The organism is Acinetobacter sp. G18 (assembly GCF_052660225.1).
The window spans coordinates 2,608,548-2,630,719 of record NZ_CP109658.1; the positions used below are offsets into that span (position 1 = coordinate 2,608,548).

Genomic DNA, 22,172 nt, shown 5'->3' on the forward strand with positions numbered 1-22,172 from the left:
AAGGCATTAAATATTAGTATTTAATGCCTTTTTTAATCTTTTAGATAAATGAACAATTTAAGATAAAGACCAAAAATAATTTTGGTCTCATCGCCCTAATTTTTAAATAATAACTTGCTGGTTATTGATTAGATCATTTAAATTAACGTTTGTATTATTCAATGTTAACAACAATGAACTACTATACGTCGTTCCTACACCATCCCTATCGATATACAACTGTGTATTTGAACCACTTACAACAGTTTTTATAAATGGCTCCAAACTAGTAAAGTTATAATTACCAGAATAACCAATTAACAGATCACCAATATCAATTTTATCTGCATTTGTATTTGATGTCGTATTACCAATAGTAAAATCCGACCAAACATCTATACCATTTCCACCCAGAGCATCAGATTGAACTAATAATTGATACAGTGCTGTATCAGCACCAGTTCCGCCGGTAAGTTGATCATTTCCTCCTTGTCCATCCAAAATATCATTACCAGCTCCACCATTTAAAGCATTTACTCCACTATTACCTGTAAGAGTATTATTTAATGTATTACCTGTTGCATTAATGGCTGTTGAACCAGTTAAAGTTAAATTTTCTAAATTATTGCCTAATGTATAAGTAATAGAGCTCAGAACCGTATCTATACCTTCACTAGCATTTTCTGTAACAATATCGCCAGAGTTATCAATTGCATAAGTATCATTACCTAAACCACCAAGTAACTTATCAGCTCCTGCTCCTCCATCCAGATAATCATCACCTGCGCCACCAGTTAAAGTATTAATTGCACTATTACCAACAATCACATTATTAAGCGCATTACCTGTACCATTAATTGCTGTTGATCCAGTCAATGTTAGATTTTCAAGATTATTACCGAGAGTATAAGTAATTGAACTAAGAACAGTATCTATCCCTTCACCGGTATTTTCCGTGACAATGTCACCTGTATTGTCAATAACGTAAGAGTCATTACCTGTTCCTCCTAATAATTTATCTGCCCCAACTCCTCCATCCAGATAATCATCACCTGCGCCACCAGTTAAAGTATTAATTGCACTATTACCAATAATCACATTATTGAGTGCATTACCTGTACCATTAATTGCTGTAGTGCCTGTTAAGGTTAAATTTTCCACATTATTTACTAATGTGTAAGTAACACTACTTTGGACAGTATCAGTTCCTTCATTCACACTTTCACTAATAACATCCGCAGTACTATCCACAATATAAGTATCATCACCTTTTCCACCGTACATTGTGTCGTTACCCGTACCACCATTTAAAGTGTCATTACCTGCTTGCCCATAAAGAATATCATTACCTGCTTGTCCTGTTAGGGTGTCATTTCCTGAAGCTCCATATAACGTATCAGCATTGCTTGTTCCATTTATTGTTTGATTTTGAACAATAAATGTTAGCTTAAACACATCAGAAACTGATTGGTTAGCAATATCTTTGACTGTAATTTTAATATTTAGCGGCATTGTATTATCAGGTGAAGTACCACTCAACACTCTCGTAGTTGGGTTGAAACTAAGCCAAGATGGTAATGGAGAGCCATCTTCTAAGGTAGCCGAATACGTTAATGTATCACCATCAGGGTCTTTGAATGTTGTTGCAGGAACGGTATAGCTAAATGCTTTAGCATCCGTCACGCTTTGATCTGCAATTGCATTTAACAATGTTGGAGCTTGGTTCGGTAGACTAACTTTTAAATTAAATGAGGTGGCGGTACTATAACCATACATATCTGTTCCCCAATAAAAGAACGATAAGTTGCCAGTCACATTAGTAGGAGGAGTACCAGATAAAGTTTGTGTTGCAGTATCAAAACTTAACCATGATGGAATAGATTGGTATTGTCCACTACTATCTTTAGTCGTTAAAGTAATTTTATAACTCAAAGAATCCCAGCTATCCTGATCAACAATAATATTATTAGCAAATTTATAGCTAAATTCAGTTCCCTGATTACTTGTAATTAATGGTATAGCTGCATTAACAGTTGGTGCATGGTTTGTTAAGGCTCTATTAACTAATGTGTTAATATCATCAATACCCCAAATCACTCCAGAATCAAAATTAATCTGATCCATCTTATAGGTGGTATTTTCGGTATCTGCAATATAATAATTAGAAAGCCAAATATGATCATTTGTACCTTTAAAACTAAGATATACGCTATCGCCATATTTTTGAGCAGATACATCATTAGCTGAATAACCTTGAATTTTTAATATATTTACAGCATCAATATTATCTTCAAAGCTGTAGGTATCTGTACCACCACCTCGGCTAAAAATATAAGTATCATTTCCAGCTAAACCATCAATATAATTATCTTGCTCATTTCCAACAATGATATTATCAAGATCATTACCAAATCCTGTTTTAGCATTACCTTTTAAAATAAGATTTTCGATGTTATTTTCTAATATTTTATAACTATCTGTTAAAACTGGGTTTCCATTTTCATCTTGACTAATAAAGCGTGCATCTTCCCAACGTTCAAGAGTATCTATACCACCATCAACATCTTCAACAACCAGGTCTCCGTCTATAATGTAACTAACACCATTATCATCAGTTTCAATGGTTTCGGTTGTATCAACAACATAATAGTCATTACCCATACCCCCTTGCATATAGTCACTGCCTGCACAACCGTCAATATAGTTATTACCACTATTGCCAATTAATTTATTATCAAATTCATCTCCATAGGCATTAATATTCTGGTTACCCAACAATGTAACAGCCTCAAAATTATTTAATGCAAGATCAAAATTTTTAGCAATATAAATTGTATCGTAACCACCATTTGGATCATTTTCTTCATAAGTATCTTGTTCATCCACAATAAAGATATCATCACCTAACCCTCCTATCAGATGATCTGCTCCATCCCCACCATCTAAATAATTACCTGATTTTCCAGCAACAAGAGTATCATCACCATTACCGCCATAAACATCACCACTTTCTATAGATATATAATCATTACCTTCACCACCATATACTTCACCTCTTCCACCTCTAATAATATCATTTCCAGCACCTGCTATTATATAATTATTCCCTTGACCTATAGTTATTTGGTCATCACCATCACCACTTTCAACTTTATTATTTCCACTACCAACATCTATTGTGTCTGCTCCACTTCCTGAATAAATGGTATCATTCCCACTTTGAGTTAAAATAATATTTTTGCCATTTCCTGCATAAATTAAATTATTTAAATTTCCAAAACCATCAATTATATTATCACCATCATCATAAATAGATTTCACATCACCAATAGATGAAATAAAATCTGTTAATTTAAATTCAGTAGCTAGATAATGACTATAAGTGGCATTAGTATGATAAACATCCTCACCATCGATTCTAATATTCATATTTTTATATAAACTTAAATCACTAGCTGCGTTTATATTTTTTAATCCAAAAATAAACAAATCATCCTTCATGAGAGTAAATATTTTAGAATGATAATCATAAGTTGCTTGAAGTAACGGCTTATTATTTAATGTGTATTTATATTCTGTATGTCCATTATTTTGAGATATTAATTCAGCAGAACTGCTATTTGGTGAGCGAATAAAAACATTACCTACTAATGTAAAATAGATTTGTGAATCAACATTTATAACCCCAAGATAGTCTTCATCTTCAATCCAAGTTTTTGTACCTAATTTTAAATTGTATGAATCATAACCCAACCCACCAAATAAATTAAATTCTGATTGAGAGTATGAATAATTTACTTGGAATGAATCATTACCACTTCCACCATAAAGATAATTTAATAATTTTCCACCAGATAAATTATCATTACCATCACCACCATACATGATATTATTAAACTCAGCAGAGCCACCCAAGTAATTATCACCACCATCTCCTAGTTTTGTTATTGTTATTGACTCATTCAACTTATCTTTTGTTAGAGTCAAGTCATCAAACTGAATTTCCTTGATATTCCCTTTCAATATAAAATTAGAAATTGTAACTAATGAACTTTCATTATAATGAATATTTAAATCATCTTTCACCACTTCAATTATTACATCTTTTGAACTTATTCCATTAAACTTTAATATACTATCATCCCCATCATAGATAGTATTCTGTTGACTAAATATATCAAACAAATAAATATCTTCCCCATTTCCTCCTTCTAAAATATTATTACCTTTTCCTCCACTTAAAATATCATTATCATCTCCACCGTATAATTTATCATCACCATCTCCACCGTAAAGCACGTCTCTACCAATATCTCCAAAAAGTTGATCATTGCCAGTGCCGCCCTCGATAATGTCATTTCCGTCGCCAGCTTCTAAATAGTCATCATCCTCCCCACCTTCTAAATGATCTTCACCAACACCACCGAAAAGTTGATCATTGCCAATGCCCCCTTTAATGATATCATTACCATTTCCACCTTTAATGATGTCATTTCCATCACCACCTTCAATAATGTCATTTCCATCACCACCTTCTAACTGATCATCACCTTCACCACCTTCTAACTGATCATCACCTTCACCACCAAAGAGTTGATCATTACCAGTGCCCCCACTAATAAAGTCATTGCCAGTATTCCCCTCTAACCTATCATCCCCTTCATCGCCAAAGAGCTGATCTGAACCACCAAGACCTTTGATAGTGTCATCACCAATTCCACCATAAACAATATCTTCACTCTCAGAGCCTGTTGTTTGATCATTTCCTCCTAACAAGTGATATTCATTGGCCTGATATTGCCCATACGAAACAACATTATTTCTAATCTGTTGAATATCAACAATGTCACTTAAATCGGAATTTTCATAAATTAAATTATCATCTTTAATATAACTATTAGTGAAAATTAGATATAACCCTTGGATTCCATGCCAAGAGGTATTCAAAATTTTATAACTTAATCCTTCACGTTCTTTTAAATAGGTATCAAGATGAATAACATAATCATTCTGAATTGTATTATTTAAATTTGTATTTATATTATATTCATTACGATTAAAATGAAGATATTGATTATAACCACCCGTAACGTTGTTTCCATATTCATCTGTGACAATTCCCCCATCAATTGTTGGTTGAGTTTCACTATCATCAAAAAAAGTTAATTTAAACTGGGGTAAAACAGCATCAGGATCTTGACTTATTGTTGGACTGATAAGACTAACTGCATTATTATAATGATAGATATTTATATTTGAAAGATTAAAATTTCCTTCTAAATAAAAGTGGTTTTCTCCAGAACTATCTAAAATATTAATTTCCGAATCTCTTACTTGAATATGGTATGTATCATTTCCCTCGCCCCCAGCTAATTGATCATTCCCTTCATTACTTATAAAAGTATCATTACCTTTTCCACCATAAATAATATCATCTCCCGCTCCTCCATCTAAAATATCATTACCATCAAAACCCAATAAACTATCTTTTCCACTTCCACCATAAAGTTGATCATTACCATCGGAAGTACGATCATCAGTTACATCACCTACAAGGTGATCATCTCCATCACCTCCATATAAAATATCCGAACCACCATCACCATGGATATTATCATTACCAGCATCTCCATAAAGCGTATCATCACCATGATATTGTCCATCTAACTGAGTATTATCTCCTTCTATATAGTCGCTACCAACTCCCCCATAAATAATGTCAGAACCTCCATCCCCCCATAACAGATCATCTCCTAAACCACCGTAGATTTTATCATTACCATGATATTGAGAATCTAGAGCTGAATTATCCCCAGAAACCCTATCATTTCCCTTATCCCCATAGATTTCATCATCTCCACCATCTCCATTAATCTCATCATTACCATCATCCCCATGAATCTCATCATTTCCATGATATTGTCCATCTAAATCCGAATCATCTCCTGTAATTAAATCATCACCATCGCCTCCAAAAATGTAATCTGCGTTACCTTGCCCCAAAATCGTATCGTTACCATCTCCACCATATAAAGTATCTTCGCTATGGTATACACCATCTAATGAAACATAATCTCCTGAAATATGATCGTTTCCGCTTCCACCCTCAATTATATCTTTTCCACCATTCCCCCATATTTTGTCATCACCATTACCTCCAAATAATCTATCATCGCCATGATATTTCCCTTCTAATGTCAGGTGATCTCCCAAAATTTCATCATCGCCATCATCCCCATAAATTTCATCATTGCCTAGATTTCCTAAGATCTTATCGTTTCCTGCACCTCCATAAACTAAATCATCACCGAAACGATTATAATTTTCAGATTCAATTGGTGGAGCAAACTTACCTTCCAAATCTTTTAAATCGGCTTCGATAATATCGTCGCCTTCACCACCATATAGGGTATCTCGCTCAAGTCCACCAACAAGCTCATCATTTCCACTACCACCTATTAGTTCATCACTTCCATCCCCACTATATAGGGTATCGTTATTATCACCACCATATAGATAATCACTGCCATCCAATCCATAAATAGCATCATCTCCTTCTCCACCATATAGAAAGTCTTTATCAGATGAACCCAAGATAATGTCATTTCCTAGACCGCCATAAGCAATATCACTTCCTGCGTAACCATGACCATAATTTAAAGCTTCTATAAAGTTATAAAGATAGTATTTACCATATTGGCCTGTATAATAAATATCGAAAAAAGGAAGAATCTGCTCTGTAGATTTCCCTAAATTATTATATATATAATATGAAAATTTATTATTCTTATCTAAATCCAGTTCAAAATTAAAGTTTAAAATATTATATTCTTTATTTAACTCTGTGGCCCCACTATTTGCATTTCCAATTTGATTTAATAAGGGTTCTTTTACTGCATCCAATCTATTTGAGGTCATAATAATATCATTACCAGCACCTCCATAAACCTGATCTCTACCAATTCCAGAAAATATAATATTATTATCTTGTTCTGATGTAGTTACTCCAGCATAAATAACATCATCCCCTTGGCCTGTAGAAATTAAGTCATTACCATCACCGGCAATAATGACAGCATTTTCATTAGTAGAATGAATAAAGTCATTTCCTGCAAAACTTGCCACATAACGTTCACCAAAAATAATATTATTACCGTCTGTTCCAAAGGCATAAATCGAGGTATCAGATGGTGGAGTACTATTATTCTCTAAATCACCAAAATTGAGGCCTAACTCACCATTATTAAAGTATTTTACAGTAATACTTTTATTATCATTTTCTTTACTAATTACTATTTTTTGTGTTGTCGTTACACCATCGAAATCATCGACTAACGCTATCGTGTATTGTCCATCAGCACTTTTCCAAAGTTTATTATTAATTTTTTCACCAACAGATAGAACTACACCATCTATTTTTATTTGACCATTACCATCTAAATCATAGATGGTATCATATCCATATTTTCCATCAAAAATATAAGTATCATCACCTTTCTCATCAACTAAAATATCATCTCCTTCTCCGCCATCTAAAATATCATCTCCTTCTCCGCCATCTAAGTGATCATTATCCTTTCCACCGTATAAATGATCATTATCAAGTCCACCATAAAGTTGATCTCGATTACTACCACCATAAAGTTCATCATCTCCTGTCCCACCATAGAAACGATCTTTTGTACTATAAGATGAATGATATAATCCAATGAAATTAGAATTTGTCTCTAAACCATATATTCTATCATTTCCCCCCAAGCCATAGACATAGGAGACATCTGTACCAGGCTCAACTGATAATATATCGTTTTGCTCAATCTTATCTTGATCACCAACAGCCCAATAGTTATCCTCACCAAAAAAACTGTTTAAAAAATAATGCCCTACAGAACCAAAACCCCCTAAGGATAGTCTAGCCAGCCATTCTTCTGCATCATTCGAATAATCTGATACATCTTTAGTTTGCTCAATTTTTAATCTTGATTCTGGAGACATCAATAATTCAGAACGAGTAATTAAATTATCGTTTTTATCTAAATTAATTGTTCCATGGCTAGCCTCTGTAACCCAATCTACTAGTACCGAACTACTCAATAATCCAGCTGGAGCTTTGCCTTCAGTTTCTGTTATTGCCTTCCACTTTTGGTTAACAACATCAATACCAAAGTTTTCCATAATAATTTTCATGGGTGTTTCTAATGTCCAATAATTAATGTTTAAACCATTAGCATTAAAAACCTGCATATGAAATTCTCGTATTTTTGGAAAATCTATTTCTTCATTAACAAAACCTCCATTATTAATTGCCTTTTCCAGCAAAGCATTTAAATAGCCATTAAGCATCCCAACTCGAATTTTTTCAACGGTTTCAGCGCTAATCGTTGTCCCCAAGCGATGAGCTGTCTCCTGCATAAAATCCAATGCTCCTGTACCTGTTATAGTATTCCCGGTTGATACACCAAATGCCCAACCAGCATAACCAAAGCCTATATTATTTAGTGCATTATAAACAGCAGGAACAGCATTAATACCTTGTGTTAGTATTAGTTCTTGATAATCTTTAATTTGCTTAGTTGTTAAATTTTGGATTGTACTCATATGATTTCCCCTTTTTAATCATTAATTAGATTTAATATTTTTTAATAAGGTTTCTGATTTTTGCTAATTAAGTACTAAAACTTGAAATAGATATTAAAAGAAAATTTAAATTCACTTTATAATTAAAAGCTCTACCAATTCGCATAAAATCTATTTATTAAAAAATATTCCCAACTTTAGTTGGGATTTAATATATCAACAAAATATTATAAAAAAATATTTTATTTTACTTACAACTTTCTATTCTCGAGTAATTTATTTGGCCTTATTTTCTCTACTTCATTAAACAAACTAAATGTCTTATTCATATAATTTACAACACCAGATATTTGTTCAATATAATGCATAAGCTCAGGAGTTTTTTCTGCTTGAATTAACTTAACTGATCGTGATGGATCAGAACCATCAAACTGACAGTAAAATAAAGGATCACCACGTTTTAATATTAAATCCTTTGATGTGTCGTGCCATTCAAACGCCCACATTAATGGTCTAGGCCAAATATGAATTGGGAAACGCCCACCAAAAATAGTTCCAGGTAAGGGATTTTTACGATAATGTGCAAATGCATCGAGTTGAGTTAAATACACGACTTCATCAGCTATAAAACAGTAAGGCAATTTAAGCTGAAGAATTGGCACTTGGGGTGTCCGCCATTCATTTTCATTTACCAACGTTAGCAATTCACGTAATTTATTAGCTCGAACAGGTGACTGGTCGCCTAATACATTAACTAAAGTCGGTTTTCCGTTTGCATCTCGGGCGAATCTTAAATGAAAATCAAAAGGACAATTCACCACGAAGTAGCGACTTTCAAGTTGTAATACCGCAGGACAGCGACTCGCTGACTTCGCATGCTTGGTTTCAGATTTTGAACGCATTCGATAAGGTGGTTCATAAAGTAATGCAGACTTATCATCTACCAGAAACCAACCTACTTGGATTACGCCTTCCCCTATGATCTTGTCTTGATCATCAATTGTAAAATTAAGAAACATTAAGAATTTATATTTTCATTTTCAATACATTATTTTAACACCAACTATACAAAACTGTCTGTATATTTCTAGCGCAACAGAATGATAAATATCAAGAAAATTATGCTTTGATAAGCGCTCTTTGTTCACTTATCTTTTTTTATTATTAAATCTTAAAAAATCAAAGAATCTGTATTACATTCAATTTACTGAAACTCACCATAGTCAGAAAACAATATGTTAAAAATTTTAGGGCGCGATAACTCCATTAATGTTCGCAAAGTCTTATGGCTGTGTGAAGAATTAAATCTTGAATATGAAAGAGAAGACTGGGGTCGAGGCTTTCGCTCTGCTCAATCACCAGAATATTTAGAATTAAACCCAAATGGTCAAATTCCTGTTGTTTTAGATGGCGATTTAGTCCTTTGGCAGTCCAACAGTATTATCCGTTATCTAGCAAATGCTTACGATAAAGAACATCAGCTTTACCCTACTCAAGCGAAAGAAAGATTCTTTGTTGACCAGTGGCTTGATTGGCAAGCGATCGAGCTAAATAACAGTTGGACTTATACGATTATGTCTCTGCTTAGACATTCACCAAATCATCAAGATCCAGATTTATTAAAAAAAGGTATTGATAATTGGAATCACCATATGCAGATTCTTGACCAACAGCTTGCAAAAACTCAAGCCTATGTTGCAGGAACTGAGTTCACTCTAGCAGACATTCCAATTGGTTTATCTGTACAGCGCTGGAAAGCCACTCCTTTTGACCATCCAACACTTAAACATGTCGACCAATATTTTGAACTATTAAATCAGCGTGCTGGCTTCTTAAAATGGGGAAATAACGGCGAACCTTAATTTTAAAATCAGTTTTAGTCCGAGTGATGGTGTTTCACAATGCCATCACTTAAAAGTTGATAGACCTGTTTTAAATCATCTCGCCCTGCTTTAGCCAATAGTTCCTTATGCATTGCCAAGATATTCTGATCCCCCCTTACTGCAGGCCCAGTTTGCATTTGTTTCGGATCGTTTTCAGTGGCTTTTTTGGCTGTTTCCACAATTAATGGATAAAGCAAGCTAAAGTCGACTTGTTCTGCATCTACAATCTGTTTAGCCATATCAAAACAGTAATTACTAAAATTACAAGCAAACACAGCCGCTAAATGTAAAGTTAATCGTTGTTTTGAGGTGTATTGATATACTCGATTACTTAGGCTATTTGCCAAATCAGAGAGCATGGCTAAATCGGCTTTATTGGTCGCCTCTACAAATAATGGTGTGGCTTGCCAATCAACGTCTCTTTCCAGACTGAATGTTTGTAAAGGATAAAACACCCCTGCTTTTTTATGAATATTACTGATAACTTCAATATTAGTACTCCCCGATGTATGAACCATAAGCGTTTCTGGGAATATCTCATGTACCTGCATTACAAGTTCAGCAATAGCGCTGTCTGAAACTGCTAGAATAATTAAATCACTCGGTTGAAACTCTTGAAGAGACTGACATGCATTTGCTTGAATTTTTTCTGCAAACTTCTGGGTTTTCTCAAAATCACGCGCATAGACTTGGGTAATGTGATGCCCCTTAGCCAAAAGTGCCTTTGCCAAATGAAAAGAAACACGCCCACTTCCTAACAAACTGATTTTCATGTCAACCCAACAATATTGATCTCTATAAAAAAGCTTCTCAAAATGAGAAGCTTTTTTCAAATCAGAATTCAGTAAAATCAAGATTTCTTATAAATATATTGATTATTGGGCTACTGAAAACTCAATACGACGGTTTTTAAAGCGACCTTCTTCAGTCTTGTTGTCAGCAACAGGGTTTTCTGAACCATGACCTTGGGCAACAAGCTTAGAAGCATCTACTCCTTTAGAAACTAAGTAATCTACTACAGCTTGAGCACGGCGTTGAGAAAGTGCTTTATTGGCAGCAGCATTACCTGTTGAGTCAGTATGACCACCTACGTTTAATTTCACGCTAGTCACTTTATTTAACAGTGTTGCAGCTTGATCAAGAATAGCTTTGTTATCTGCAGGAATTTCACTTGAACCACTCGCGAAATTAATGATTTGCAAGTTAAGGGCTTTAACTAAAGCATTTACGTCTACATTGTTCGGATCAATTGAGCCTAACGCTGTTTGCGAAGCCGTTAAACTATTACTCACAGATTGCTCAGCTGTTGCAGGCGCTGTACCAACAACCTCAGTATGTGGCACCAACGCTTTTACCTTAGCAGTTAAAGCTTCTAAAGCTGCGGCATCACCTGCTTTCAATGTAATTTTGTCACCTACCCATTCTAAAGATGCATTTGGAACACCTTTCAATGCACCAAGTACACCTGCTAATGCATCCTTATCGGTAAATGCAGCAGCATGAGTTTGGCTAGTATCAACATCACAGTCTTTAGTCGCTGAAAGAACTTTCTTAACATGCATTTGCAAAGTTGCCAAGAAGCCCTGATCGCCAATACCTGCCTGACATTGACTCACAGCGCCTTTGTCGTCTGTACTTAAAGTTAAAGTAGCAGGTGCAGCTGCTGCGGTTGCTACACCACTTGCAGATGAAGTCTCAGGTACAGGTGTAGCTTCTTTATGTTGGCAAGAGCGCCACAACCAAGCGATTAATAAACCAAGAATAATCAGTGCAATAATCGGTAAAATTCCGCGAGATTTCCCTGTTGTTTCGGTTGTTGCTGCAAGCGGTGGTGCAGTTGATGTCGTTACTGATGATAAACCTGCACCAAGACCTAATGGTGCCAATAGTCCAACTGCCCATCCTGGTAAATATGAACGAATCGTTTCTGCATGTTGACGTAAATAGTTCACAATACTTTGTTGATCACTTCCGGCAACTTCAGAAATCGTATTGAGACTAGGTTTTATTGCACTATTGAGTGTACTTTCAATCTCGGCAGATGGCGCAGTACCGCTTAAATGAGTCAGTACAGTATTTTTAATTTGATCATTATGAGAAAAAAGATCGGATAATGAGGGGGCTAAACTATTTTTTAATTGTCCAATAAGATCAGGTTTAGCAGCTAATAATGAAAGTAAAATTGGATAAAACTTAGAAAGCGCGTTAGTTTTTTCGCCTAGGAATCCATCCTGATTATCTAATATTGTTGAAGATACTTTTTCTTTAAGCAGTTCTATAGGGTTTATCGACATTGTTTATTCTCCCGAATCTTATACGTCGTAACCAGCAATTTTTTGGTTATTCAAATACTTCTGTTTGCTGATAGTTTTTTATTCTAATGCGCTCGAAATCTTTTGTTGTTTTTTAAATAATTTATATACAATTTTCCATCTAGTATTTACAAAACAGGCAGATCAAAAAGATCTGCCTGTTTATATTTTGAATAAGTTTTTAGTCGTCGGAAACTACACAGCAAAAGTTTGTAGCACTTTACCAGTAAGGTTTTGACCCAGTAGTGGCGTATTTTTCCCTTGCGATAAAATAGTGTCTTTGCTTAAGGTCCAGCTTAATTCAGGATCGACCAACACCCACCCTGCTTCGGCTTGCCAACGTGTAGTCATGTTTGCTACCTGTGCAGGAGCACTTGTCACTTTGGTAACCCATTCAAGCGGCTCAAATAAGCCTTCATTAATAAGTTGAATACCTAGGGCTACATAAGTATCGAATGCTGTAATACCCGGTTGAGTTTCAGCAAATGGTGCCATTTTCGCTGAACTGCTTAATGGTTCGTGATGCGTACAAATTGCATCAATGACACCTTGTTTTAAACCTTGGCGTAAAAGCTCTTTATCTTGCTCAGAACGTAATGGTGGACGAACATGGGCTAGCGAGTTGAAGCCATCAGTTAATTGCTCAGTTAAATGTAACTGATGCATTGCTACATCGGCAGTGACAGGCAAACCTTTTGCTTTTGCTGCACGAATTAATTCAACCGACGCACCGCAAGACAACAAGCCAAAGTGAGCTTTAACACCTGTCGCTTCAATCATAAGCAAATATTTTGCAATCGCTACAGTTTCAGCAATTGCAGGAATCATCGGCAAACCTTGACGCGATGCGATAAAACCTTCATGAGCACATCCGTCTTTAGCAAGTTGCGGTTCTTCAGCATAGAACACGACTGTTAAACCAAGACCAGCCGCATACTCAAGCGTGCGAACAACAACATCGTCATTTTCAAAAGCAGCATTCGCATTTGAAACAGCAGTACAACCACCCTTTTTAAGGCCAGCCATATTTGCAGGTTGTTTACCATTTAAGCCTTGAGTCTGCGCACCGATAATATGCATATGGATACCACCATCAAGCCAAGCTTTTTCAACTAAGCCATGAATGAGGGCACCATTGTCCTGAACAATTGGCTTTGAGTCTGGAGGGGTAATGACATGCAAAATACCATTAGCACGTGCAGCCTTCCCTTCAGACTTCAGTGTACCGTGTTGTTGTTGACCCGGTTCACGCAAACGTGCGCACAAATCAACCATAGTCGGCATTAACCATTTGCCTTGCCCATCAATGGTTTGTTCAACTTGGTCAACTGGTACAACCAACTTACCGTCTTGAATATATACAGTTTGTACGCTGTCTGTTTTTTGGATTGGGTCTAACACACGTACATTTTCAATTTTTACAATACTCATGTGATCCATTCCTTACAACGCAATTGCTTCAATTAAACCTTGTTCTTGAAGTTGCCCTTGCATAGACAACGCCAATACAGCCATACGAACTGCAATACCGTTAGTGACCTGTTTTAAAATCACAGACTGGTCACCATCGGCAATACTCGAGTCAATTTCTACACCGCGGTTCATTGGTCCCGGATGCATAACAATACAGTCTGGTTTAGCTAAACTTAGGCGTTCTTTGTTTAAGCCATACATTCTGTAAAATTCAGATTGCGAAGATAATGCTGGTGAATCAATACGTTCATTTTGAATACGTAGCGCAATAATCACATCACAACCAGTAACACCTTCATCCATGTTATTGAACAAACGAACATGGTCACCGTATTCTGAAAAACCAACTGGCAATAATGTATTCGGTGCAATCACACGAATGTCTTTACATCCAAGAGTTTGAAGTGCAGCCACATCTGAACGTGCTACGCGAGAGTGCTTAATGTCACCAATAATAGCAACACTCAACTCTTCAAATGGTTTTTTGGTTTCACGGCGAATGGTCAGCATATCAAGCATCGCTTGCGTTGGATGAGCATGACGTCCATCTCCAGCATTAATAATTGCGACTTTTGGGCATACATCTTTAGCAATGAAATGTGCAGCACCCGAAGATGAATGGCGGACTACAAAAATATCGGCAGCCATTGCCTCAAGGTTCCAAAGCGTATCTCGTAAAGTTTCACCTTTAGATGTACTTGAACGAGCAATATCAATGTTCAGCACATTGGCAGACAAACGCTTTGCTGCTGCTTCAAAAGTAGTACGAGTACGGGTTGAGTTTTCAAAGAAAAGATTCATCACCGTCCGTCCTTCTAAAAGCGGGCGGTTGATTAAATTATTATTATCGTCTAAAAAGCTTTGCGCGGTATCTAAAATCTTAGTGAGGTTTTCTTTTGAAAGGCCCTCAATCGTTAAAAAATGTTTTAAATTTCCGTCTTGATTGAGCTGAACCTGGCTCGGCTGATGCAACGCTGCAATATGCATAATGGATTCCTATGGGTCGAATCGCGAAAACGTGCATAGTGTAGCTGAATTCCAGCTTTTTCGCAGAAGAACTTTACAGAATAAGACCCTAAATTGACCAGAAAATTTAGGGTCGCGTAAAGATTACCTTAAAGCACCAATATAATGATGTGGAACTTGTGCCCGATAAATATCTTCAGCCGTGATTTCTGTTTCTTCGCTCAACTGAACATTGCTAGCGATTTGTTTTTGAGGAAGCTCGGGTATTGAGTCAGTCAATGAGTTTAATCGCTCAACAAAACGTTTTAATTCATCGTCATCTGTTTCCAAGGCAAGTGCTATTACATACTTTGCATAATCTTTATTTTGGACCACATACAATGCATCGATGACTCGCCCAGTGACTCTACGCATACGTACATATATTTGTGTAGAGATTGAAAAAGCTTCCGCATTGGTTACAAAACCATTCCCCATCATATCTTTCATTTATATTCCCCTATGCTTTCAAATCATAAAATTGGTTAAAAACCATTTAATAAATAAGCGTTACTCATAGAGGTTTAGCAAAATACATACCAGTTTATATATTTTAAGCTTTAAAAATCAGTTTATTGGTTGCCAAGTGATAGGTTGCAATAATTTAAAGACCTTTACACATCAAAATAAGTTAAACTTTGCATTGTTAATATTTATATGTTTTGGTCAATTGAGTTTATGAATACCTCTTTACGTTTAAACCACTATTGGATTACTTGTGCTGATGGTTTAGAAAGCCTCTTACAAGAAGAAATAGAACAGCTTGGCACCAAAGTGACAGAACGTAAAGCTGGACGTTTAATCATTGAAGGAACGCTTGAGCATGCTTATCGTATTTGCATGTGGTCACGTCTCGCTTCTCGTGTTTTACTTCCAATTCATACTTATGAACTTGAACACACACATGATGCACGTGATGTAGCAGAAGAGCTTTACGAAGGTGCAATGAGCTTTGACTGGTCACTTATTTTTGCACCACAAAGTACCTTCGCTATTCGTCTACATGCAGAGCGTGAAATTAAAGTTAATACCCAATTTGCAACGCTTCGAGCAAAAGACGGTGTCGTCGATTCCTTTATGGAAGCTGTAGGTCGTCGCCCAAGTATTGATACTAAACAACCAGAAATTACCTTATATGTACTTGCTGGTAAGACCGAACATACTTACTGTCTAGATTTATCTGGTGACTCATTGCATAAACGCGGCTACCGTCGTTACATGACAGATGCACCGATTAAAGAGAACCTAGCTGCCGCAATTTTACAAAAAGCTAAGCTTAAAGAACGTAATCCAGAACTTGTACTCGACCCAATGTGTGGTTCAGGTACATTTATCATTGAAGCATTAATGATTTTAACTGACCGCGCACCTGGTCTTGTTCGTCGTTTTGGCTTTAATGGCTGGCATGGTCATGACCGTGAACTTTGGCTTTCGCTCAAAGCTGAAGCAGCAGAACGTCATGAGAAAGCGCTTGAATTACCTTTACCTAAGTTTTATGCCTACGATGCAGATTGGGAAGCGGTAAAAGCAACACGTGAAAATATTATTGCGGCGGGCTTTGAAAAACTATTAAGCGAAATTCAAATTGAAGAACGCACTTTAGCTGACTGGCCAGATTTTGCCGCTGAAAAGAAAACAGCTTTTATTGTAACTAACCCGCCATATGGCGAACGTTTAGGTGATAAAGCATCAAACCGTTCTCTTTATTTAGGTCTATCTGCACTTTTACAAAAACATTTCCCAAATCAATATGCCGCTATTATTGCAGCTCAAATTGAACAAGCCGATGTATTAGCTTTTGAAGCGCCTGAAACTTTACGTTTAATGAATGGTAAGTTACCAATTTACATTCGTTTCGGTGCAATCAAACCAGAAAAAGTAACACAACCATTTTTAGCAACTTGGCAAGCTCAACCCGTGGAAATAGAAGAAGCTCAAGACTTTGCTAACCGTTTGCAAAAAAATATGACTGCCTTGAAAAAATGGGCTACTAAAGAAAATATTTATTGCTTACGCTTATACGATGCCGACTTACCTGACTTTAACGTCGCTGTAGATTTATATGGTGATCGCTTACATGTTCAGGAATATGCTCCACCAAAAACGATCGATCCTGAAAAAGCAAAAAAACGTTTTAATTTAGCGCTTGCTGTAATTCGTGCTGTAACTGGTTTGAACCGCGATGCTATTTTTATTAAAACGCGTGCTCGTCAAACAGGAACTAATCAATATACGAAACAAAGCACAGCTTCAAAACGTTTTATCGTTCAAGAAGGTAAAGCTAAAATTTTAGTGAACCTAACCGACTACCTCGATACAGGTTTATTCCTTGACCACCGTCAAATACGTTTACGTATTGCTCAAGAAGCTCGTGGTAAACATTTCTTGAACTTATATAGTTATACCTCTACAGCAAGCTTACATGCTGCTTTGGGCGGTGCTGCTAGTACCACAAGTGTCGACTTATCGAATACTTACTTAGGCTGGTCAAAAGAAAACTTCGTTTTAAATGGTTTAACTGTAGATCATGCAGACGAACAACACATGTTCTTTGCAAGCGACTGTTTTGAATGGTTAAAAGAAGGTCACGAACAATATGATCTTATCTTTATTGACCCACCTACCTTCTCTAACTCTAAAAAGTTTTATGGTACTTTCGACGTACAACGCGACCATGTTTCTCTTATTAAACGTGCAATGAACCGTCTAACAAGTGAAGGTACGCTTTACTTCTCAAATAACTACCGTGGCTTCGAGATAGATGAAGAAATTGAAGCGCTATACGACGTTGAAGAAATTACGTCTGAAACGATCGGACTTGATTTTAAACGTAATCAAAAAATCCACCGTGCATGGAAAATTCAGCATTTAGGATTGAACTGATATAAATTTGGCGGGAAGTTATCATTACTTTACGGTAATGATAACTTCGCCATGTACATTTTTCGGTTCAAACTCATAACGTGTAAAACGGTCCGCTCTATCTGGTAGCGCAACCATTTCTAATTTTTTCTTTTCTTTAATATCTATCACCTGATTTTGTTTTTGTTCTTGATAAGGTGATAATACACTCGATCTTAATGAGTTCCAGCGAACTTCTTGTAAATAATTATCTCCTAATTCTTTACGAGCTTGATGCTGTTCTGTTTCAGGTTTCTTGGCATCATCTTGAGCTTTAGCAATAATGACGGGTAAAGATGTAGTGACCGCTCCTGTTTGAGTTGAAAGCGCACTTTCACTCATGGGTTGAGCAGCCCAAGTATTTGATAATAATACAGACATACCGCTTAAAATTATTAGCGCACACCCTTGCTTATTATTCATTACCTACTTCCTAAAATTGTTATTGTTTGTTATATCGAATAAAACTAGCAACTTTTTAACCTTGTCGCAATGTTATAAAGAAACTTCCCGATAATTAGCATTGATCATTTTAAAATCAAAATATATCACAAGTATTTCGTCACTATTCAATAGTTTTATAGATTGTTATCTCAGGCTTGAACGGTACCTTTAAATCACTTACTGTAATTTTATAATTCATTTGTATTTGATTTTATTTATAAATACACACCATACGAGGTGAAATAATGCTCCAGCAATGCTGCCAATTATTAGAAGATCTTCAACTTAAAGTTGCATTTATTGAAAGTGCCAGTTCAGGCTACTTAACCAGTCAGTTTTCGATTCATAAAAATAGTGGCGCTGATATTTTACTGGGCGGTTTGGTTAGTTATGACCCCAGCATTAAAATTAGTATTTTAAAAGTCGATCCAAATTTAATTAATATGTACACAGCTGAATCGCCACAAGTGACAGAAGAAATGTGTAAGTTGGGCCAAATCTTATTTCAGCAAGCGGATATTATTGTAAGTTGTACGGGTTTACTCAAACATGGTGGAAGTGAAACCGCAGAAAAGCCTGTAGGTACTTTTTTTATCTGTATTTCTTACAAAAAGCGTATTTATCATTATCATTATTTTTTATCTGGCCATGCCGAACAAAAACTAAAAACTCTCACACAAAAAGTAGCAGACTCAATTATTACGCTTATATCATCTAATCAAAATAAAATTTAAATATAAAAAAAGAGAATATGTTTCCATATTCTCTTTTCGGTTTTAGCAGAAAGAGCTTAGCTCAGTTTCATCTTATCAAAAACTAAGTGACCATGCTCGCCTTTAACTAAAATAGTGTCACCTGCGACAAAATCACCCGATAAGATTTTTTGAGCTAATGTGTTTTCAACCTGTTGTTGAATTGCACGTTTTAATGGACGCGCTCCGTACACAGGATCAAAACCAGCATCGATCAATAAATCAAATGCACTGTCATCAACATTCAAGCTCATATCACGATCAACCAGACGTGAACGTAAACGATCTAACTGAATATCCGCAATACCACGAATCTGCGCTTTCTTGAGTGAGTGGAAAACCACAAGCTCATCAATCCGGTTAATAAATTCCGGACGGAAATGCTGACTTACTGCATTCATCACGACTGTACGTACTTCGTCATCAGTTGCACCATCACCTAGCTCACGTACATCTTGTGAACCTAAGTTTGATGTCATCACAATAACTGTGTTTTTAAAGTCCACTACTCGACCTTGTGAGTCGGTTAAGCGACCGTCATCCAACACTTGTAGCAAGATATTGAAAACATCAGGATGCGCTTTTTCAACCTCATCAAACAACACCACACTATATGGTTTACGGCGAACAGCTTCTGTTAAAACACCACCTTCTTCATAGCCAACATACCCTGGAGGCGCACCAACTAAACGGCTGACAGAGTGTTTTTCCATGAATTCACTCATGTCGATACGAATCATGGCATCATCACTATCAAACAAGAAGTTAGCTAAAGCTTTAGTTAACTCAGTTTTACCTACACCCGTTGGCCCCAAGAACAAGAATGATCCACTAGGACGATTCGGGTCAGATAAACCTGCACGTGAACGACGTACTGCATTCGATACCGCAACAACAGCTTCATCTTGCCCAACAACACGGTCATGTAAAAACTCTTCCATATGAAGAAGTTTTTCACGCTCGCCTTGCATCATTTTAGCAACAGGAATACCCGTTGCAGCACTAACCACTTCAGCAATTTCGTTTTCAGTCACTTTAGTACGAATGAGTTTTGGTTCTTCGTTTTCTTCAGCAACTTCGTCTTGCTCAAGTTGTTTTTGAAGCTCTGGAATTACACCATATTGCAAACGAGCCGCTTCAGCCAAATCACCTTCACGCTGAGCTTTTTCAAAAGCAATACGCGCTTTATCAAGTTCAACCTGAGCTTGTTTGGTACCCTCTACTAGAGTTTTCTCAGCCTTCCACACTTCTTCAAGATCGTTGTATTCTTTCTGAACTTCAGCGATCTGTTTTTCAAGATGAGTAACTTCGGCTTTACTGCCTGCATCTTCATCTTTTTTGACCGCTTCCAATTGCATTTTCAACTGGATTAAACGGCGGTCAAGCTTATCAAGTGCTTCGGGTTTAGAGTCAATCTCCATTTTGATACGAGAAGCTGCTTCATCGATCAAATCAATTGCCTTGTCAGGTAATTGACGGTCTGTAATATAGCGATGAGACATTTTCGCCGCAGCAATAATCGCTGAGTCTAAAATTTGCACACCGTGGTGAGTCGCATATTTCTCTTTTAGACCACGTAAAATCGCAATAGTATCTTCTACACTTGGCTCATCAACCAATACTTTTTGGAAACGACGCTCTAAAGCTGCATCTTTTTCAATGTATTGGCGATATTCGTCTAAAGTAGTCGCACCCACACAGCGTAACTCACCACGAGCCAATGCAGGTTTCAACATGTTCCCTGCATCCATCGCACCGTCGCCTTTACCAGCGCCTACAAGCGTATGTAACTCATCAATAAACAGGATGATTTCGCCTTCGTGTTTCGCCAAATCTTTTAAAACAGCTTTTAAGCGTTCTTCAAACTCACCACGATACTTCGCACCAGCAAGTAACGAACCGAGGTCGAGGGATAAAACACGTTTATTTTTTAAGCCCTCTGGCACTTCGCCATTCACAATACGCTGTGCTAAACCTTCAACAATAGCAGTTTTACCAACTCCTGGCTCACCGATGAGCACAGGGTTGTTTTTTGTACGACGTGACAAGACTTGAATGGTACGGCGAATCTCATCATCACGCCCAATAACTGGATCAAGTTTTCCAGATAAAGCCCGCTCAGTTAAATCAATCGTATATTTATTAAGTGAGTCACGTTGGTCTTCGTGATTATTACTCATGACTTTGTCACTACCTCGAATATGTTCAATTACTTTGCGTAAGCTGTCAGGAGTTACACCTACGGCACTTAAAATATTTTTCGTTTCGCCAGTTTCTGCCAAGCCCAATAAAACCCAGTCAGTTGACAAAAATTCATCACCCGCTTTTTGCGCATATCGATCTGCCAAGTTAAGCGCTTTAACTGCTTCTGGGTTTAAATTGACATCGCCTGTCGGATTCGCAATAGTCGGAGCATCTTTTATAGCTTGCTCAAGCTTTTGTTTAAGTTCAGGTAACCGTGCACCTGCTTGTTGCAACAAGCTAATATTTGAAGGCTCTTCTAATAAGGTACTCAAAATATGAATACCTGCTATAGCGGTATGGTCTTTACCCATCGCTAAAGATTGAGCATCTGAAAGGGCTTGCTGCAAGCGGTTTGTAAATTTTTCAAAACGCATTCTTGTTATTCCTCACAACAAATTTGTACTTGTCTAATAGATGGGAACACTTTTTCGGATTTCAAATAAATTTTTATATATTTTTCATAATGTTATTAAAATAACAATAAGTAAAACTCCATTATAATATGGGTTTATGAATGATCTATTTCAAGTATATTTTGTATAATTTTTAAGAGAAAACAAAAATGTTATATTTCCTCTGAATTTTTATCATAAATGGCAATT

General features: G+C 36.5%; 12 protein-coding genes. 3 read left to right on the plus strand and 9 right to left on the minus strand.

All coding sequences use genetic code 11. The annotated features are described in order from the left end of the window. Positions 1-102: 102 nt before the first annotated feature. Together NE363_RS12475 and NE363_RS12480 are read right to left on the minus strand one after the other, a co-directional pair. The gene (locus NE363_RS12475; RefSeq protein WP_445535174.1) at positions 103-8,577 is read right to left on the minus strand and encodes a putative Ig domain-containing protein; all 8,475 of its coding nucleotides are present in this window, start codon (positions 8,575-8,577) and stop codon (positions 103-105) included. 230 nt (positions 8,578-8,807) lie between these two features. Further along, positions 8,808-9,575 carry a hypothetical protein gene (locus NE363_RS12480; protein WP_445535175.1) on the minus strand — a complete coding sequence of 256 codons (768 nt, stop codon included), beginning with the start codon at positions 9,573-9,575 and terminating at the stop codon, positions 8,808-8,810. A 216-nt stretch (positions 9,576-9,791) separates the two neighbouring features. Here NE363_RS12480 and NE363_RS12485 point away from each other — a divergent pair, with 216 nt between their 5' ends. Beyond that, positions 9,792-10,418: a glutathione S-transferase family protein gene (locus NE363_RS12485; protein ID WP_445535176.1), complete on the plus strand. Its 627-nt coding sequence runs from the start codon at positions 9,792-9,794 to the stop codon at positions 10,416-10,418. A gap of 14 nt (positions 10,419-10,432) precedes the next feature. Here the strand turns inward: NE363_RS12485 and NE363_RS12490 are convergent, their stop codons facing one another. The 5 genes from NE363_RS12490 to NE363_RS12510 all read right to left on the minus strand — a co-directional run bounded on the left by NE363_RS12490 (position 10,433) and on the right by NE363_RS12510 (position 15,679). Beyond that, positions 10,433-11,212, minus strand: a complete 780-nt coding sequence (locus NE363_RS12490) for a Rossmann-like and DUF2520 domain-containing protein (protein ID WP_445535177.1) — start codon at positions 11,210-11,212, stop codon at positions 10,433-10,435. 102 nt (positions 11,213-11,314) lie between these two features. Then, complete coding sequence (locus NE363_RS12495; protein ID WP_445535178.1) at positions 11,315-12,733, minus strand: OmpA family protein; 1,419 nt, start codon at positions 12,731-12,733, stop codon at positions 11,315-11,317. A 213-nt stretch (positions 12,734-12,946) separates the two neighbouring features. Beyond that, a complete protein-coding gene (locus NE363_RS12500; protein WP_445535179.1) occupies positions 12,947-14,182 on the minus strand; it encodes a dihydroorotase in 1,236 nt (411 codons plus the stop codon). A gap of 12 nt (positions 14,183-14,194) precedes the next feature. Continuing rightward, entirely contained in the window at positions 14,195-15,211 is a 1,017-nt protein-coding gene (locus tag NE363_RS12505; RefSeq protein WP_004702756.1) for an aspartate carbamoyltransferase catalytic subunit, read from the minus strand. 123 nt (positions 15,212-15,334) lie between these two features. After that, entirely contained in the window at positions 15,335-15,679 is a 345-nt protein-coding gene (locus NE363_RS12510) for a hypothetical protein (protein WP_049066570.1), read from the minus strand. 228 nt (positions 15,680-15,907) lie between these two features. Between NE363_RS12510 and rlmKL the strand changes: the two genes are divergently transcribed. Then, complete coding sequence (gene rlmKL, locus NE363_RS12515) at positions 15,908-18,112, plus strand: bifunctional 23S rRNA (guanine(2069)-N(7))-methyltransferase RlmK/23S rRNA (guanine(2445)-N(2))-methyltransferase RlmL (RefSeq protein WP_445535180.1); 2,205 nt, start codon at positions 15,908-15,910, stop codon at positions 18,110-18,112. Positions 18,113-18,136: 24 nt separating this feature from the next. Here rlmKL and NE363_RS12520 read toward each other — a convergent pair whose 3' ends face one another. Beyond that, a complete protein-coding gene (locus NE363_RS12520; RefSeq protein ID WP_445535181.1) occupies positions 18,137-18,553 on the minus strand; it encodes a hypothetical protein in 417 nt (138 codons plus the stop codon). Between the two features lie 266 nt (positions 18,554-18,819). Between NE363_RS12520 and NE363_RS12525 the strand changes: the two genes are divergently transcribed. Continuing rightward, entirely contained in the window at positions 18,820-19,308 is a 489-nt protein-coding gene (locus tag NE363_RS12525) for a CinA family protein (RefSeq protein ID WP_019458145.1), read from the plus strand. A 56-nt stretch (positions 19,309-19,364) separates the two neighbouring features. Here the strand turns inward: NE363_RS12525 and clpB are convergent, their stop codons facing one another. Then, complete coding sequence (gene clpB / locus NE363_RS12530; RefSeq protein ID WP_019458146.1) at positions 19,365-21,944, minus strand: ATP-dependent chaperone ClpB; 2,580 nt, start codon at positions 21,942-21,944, stop codon at positions 19,365-19,367. Positions 21,945-22,172 lie beyond the last annotated feature (228 nt).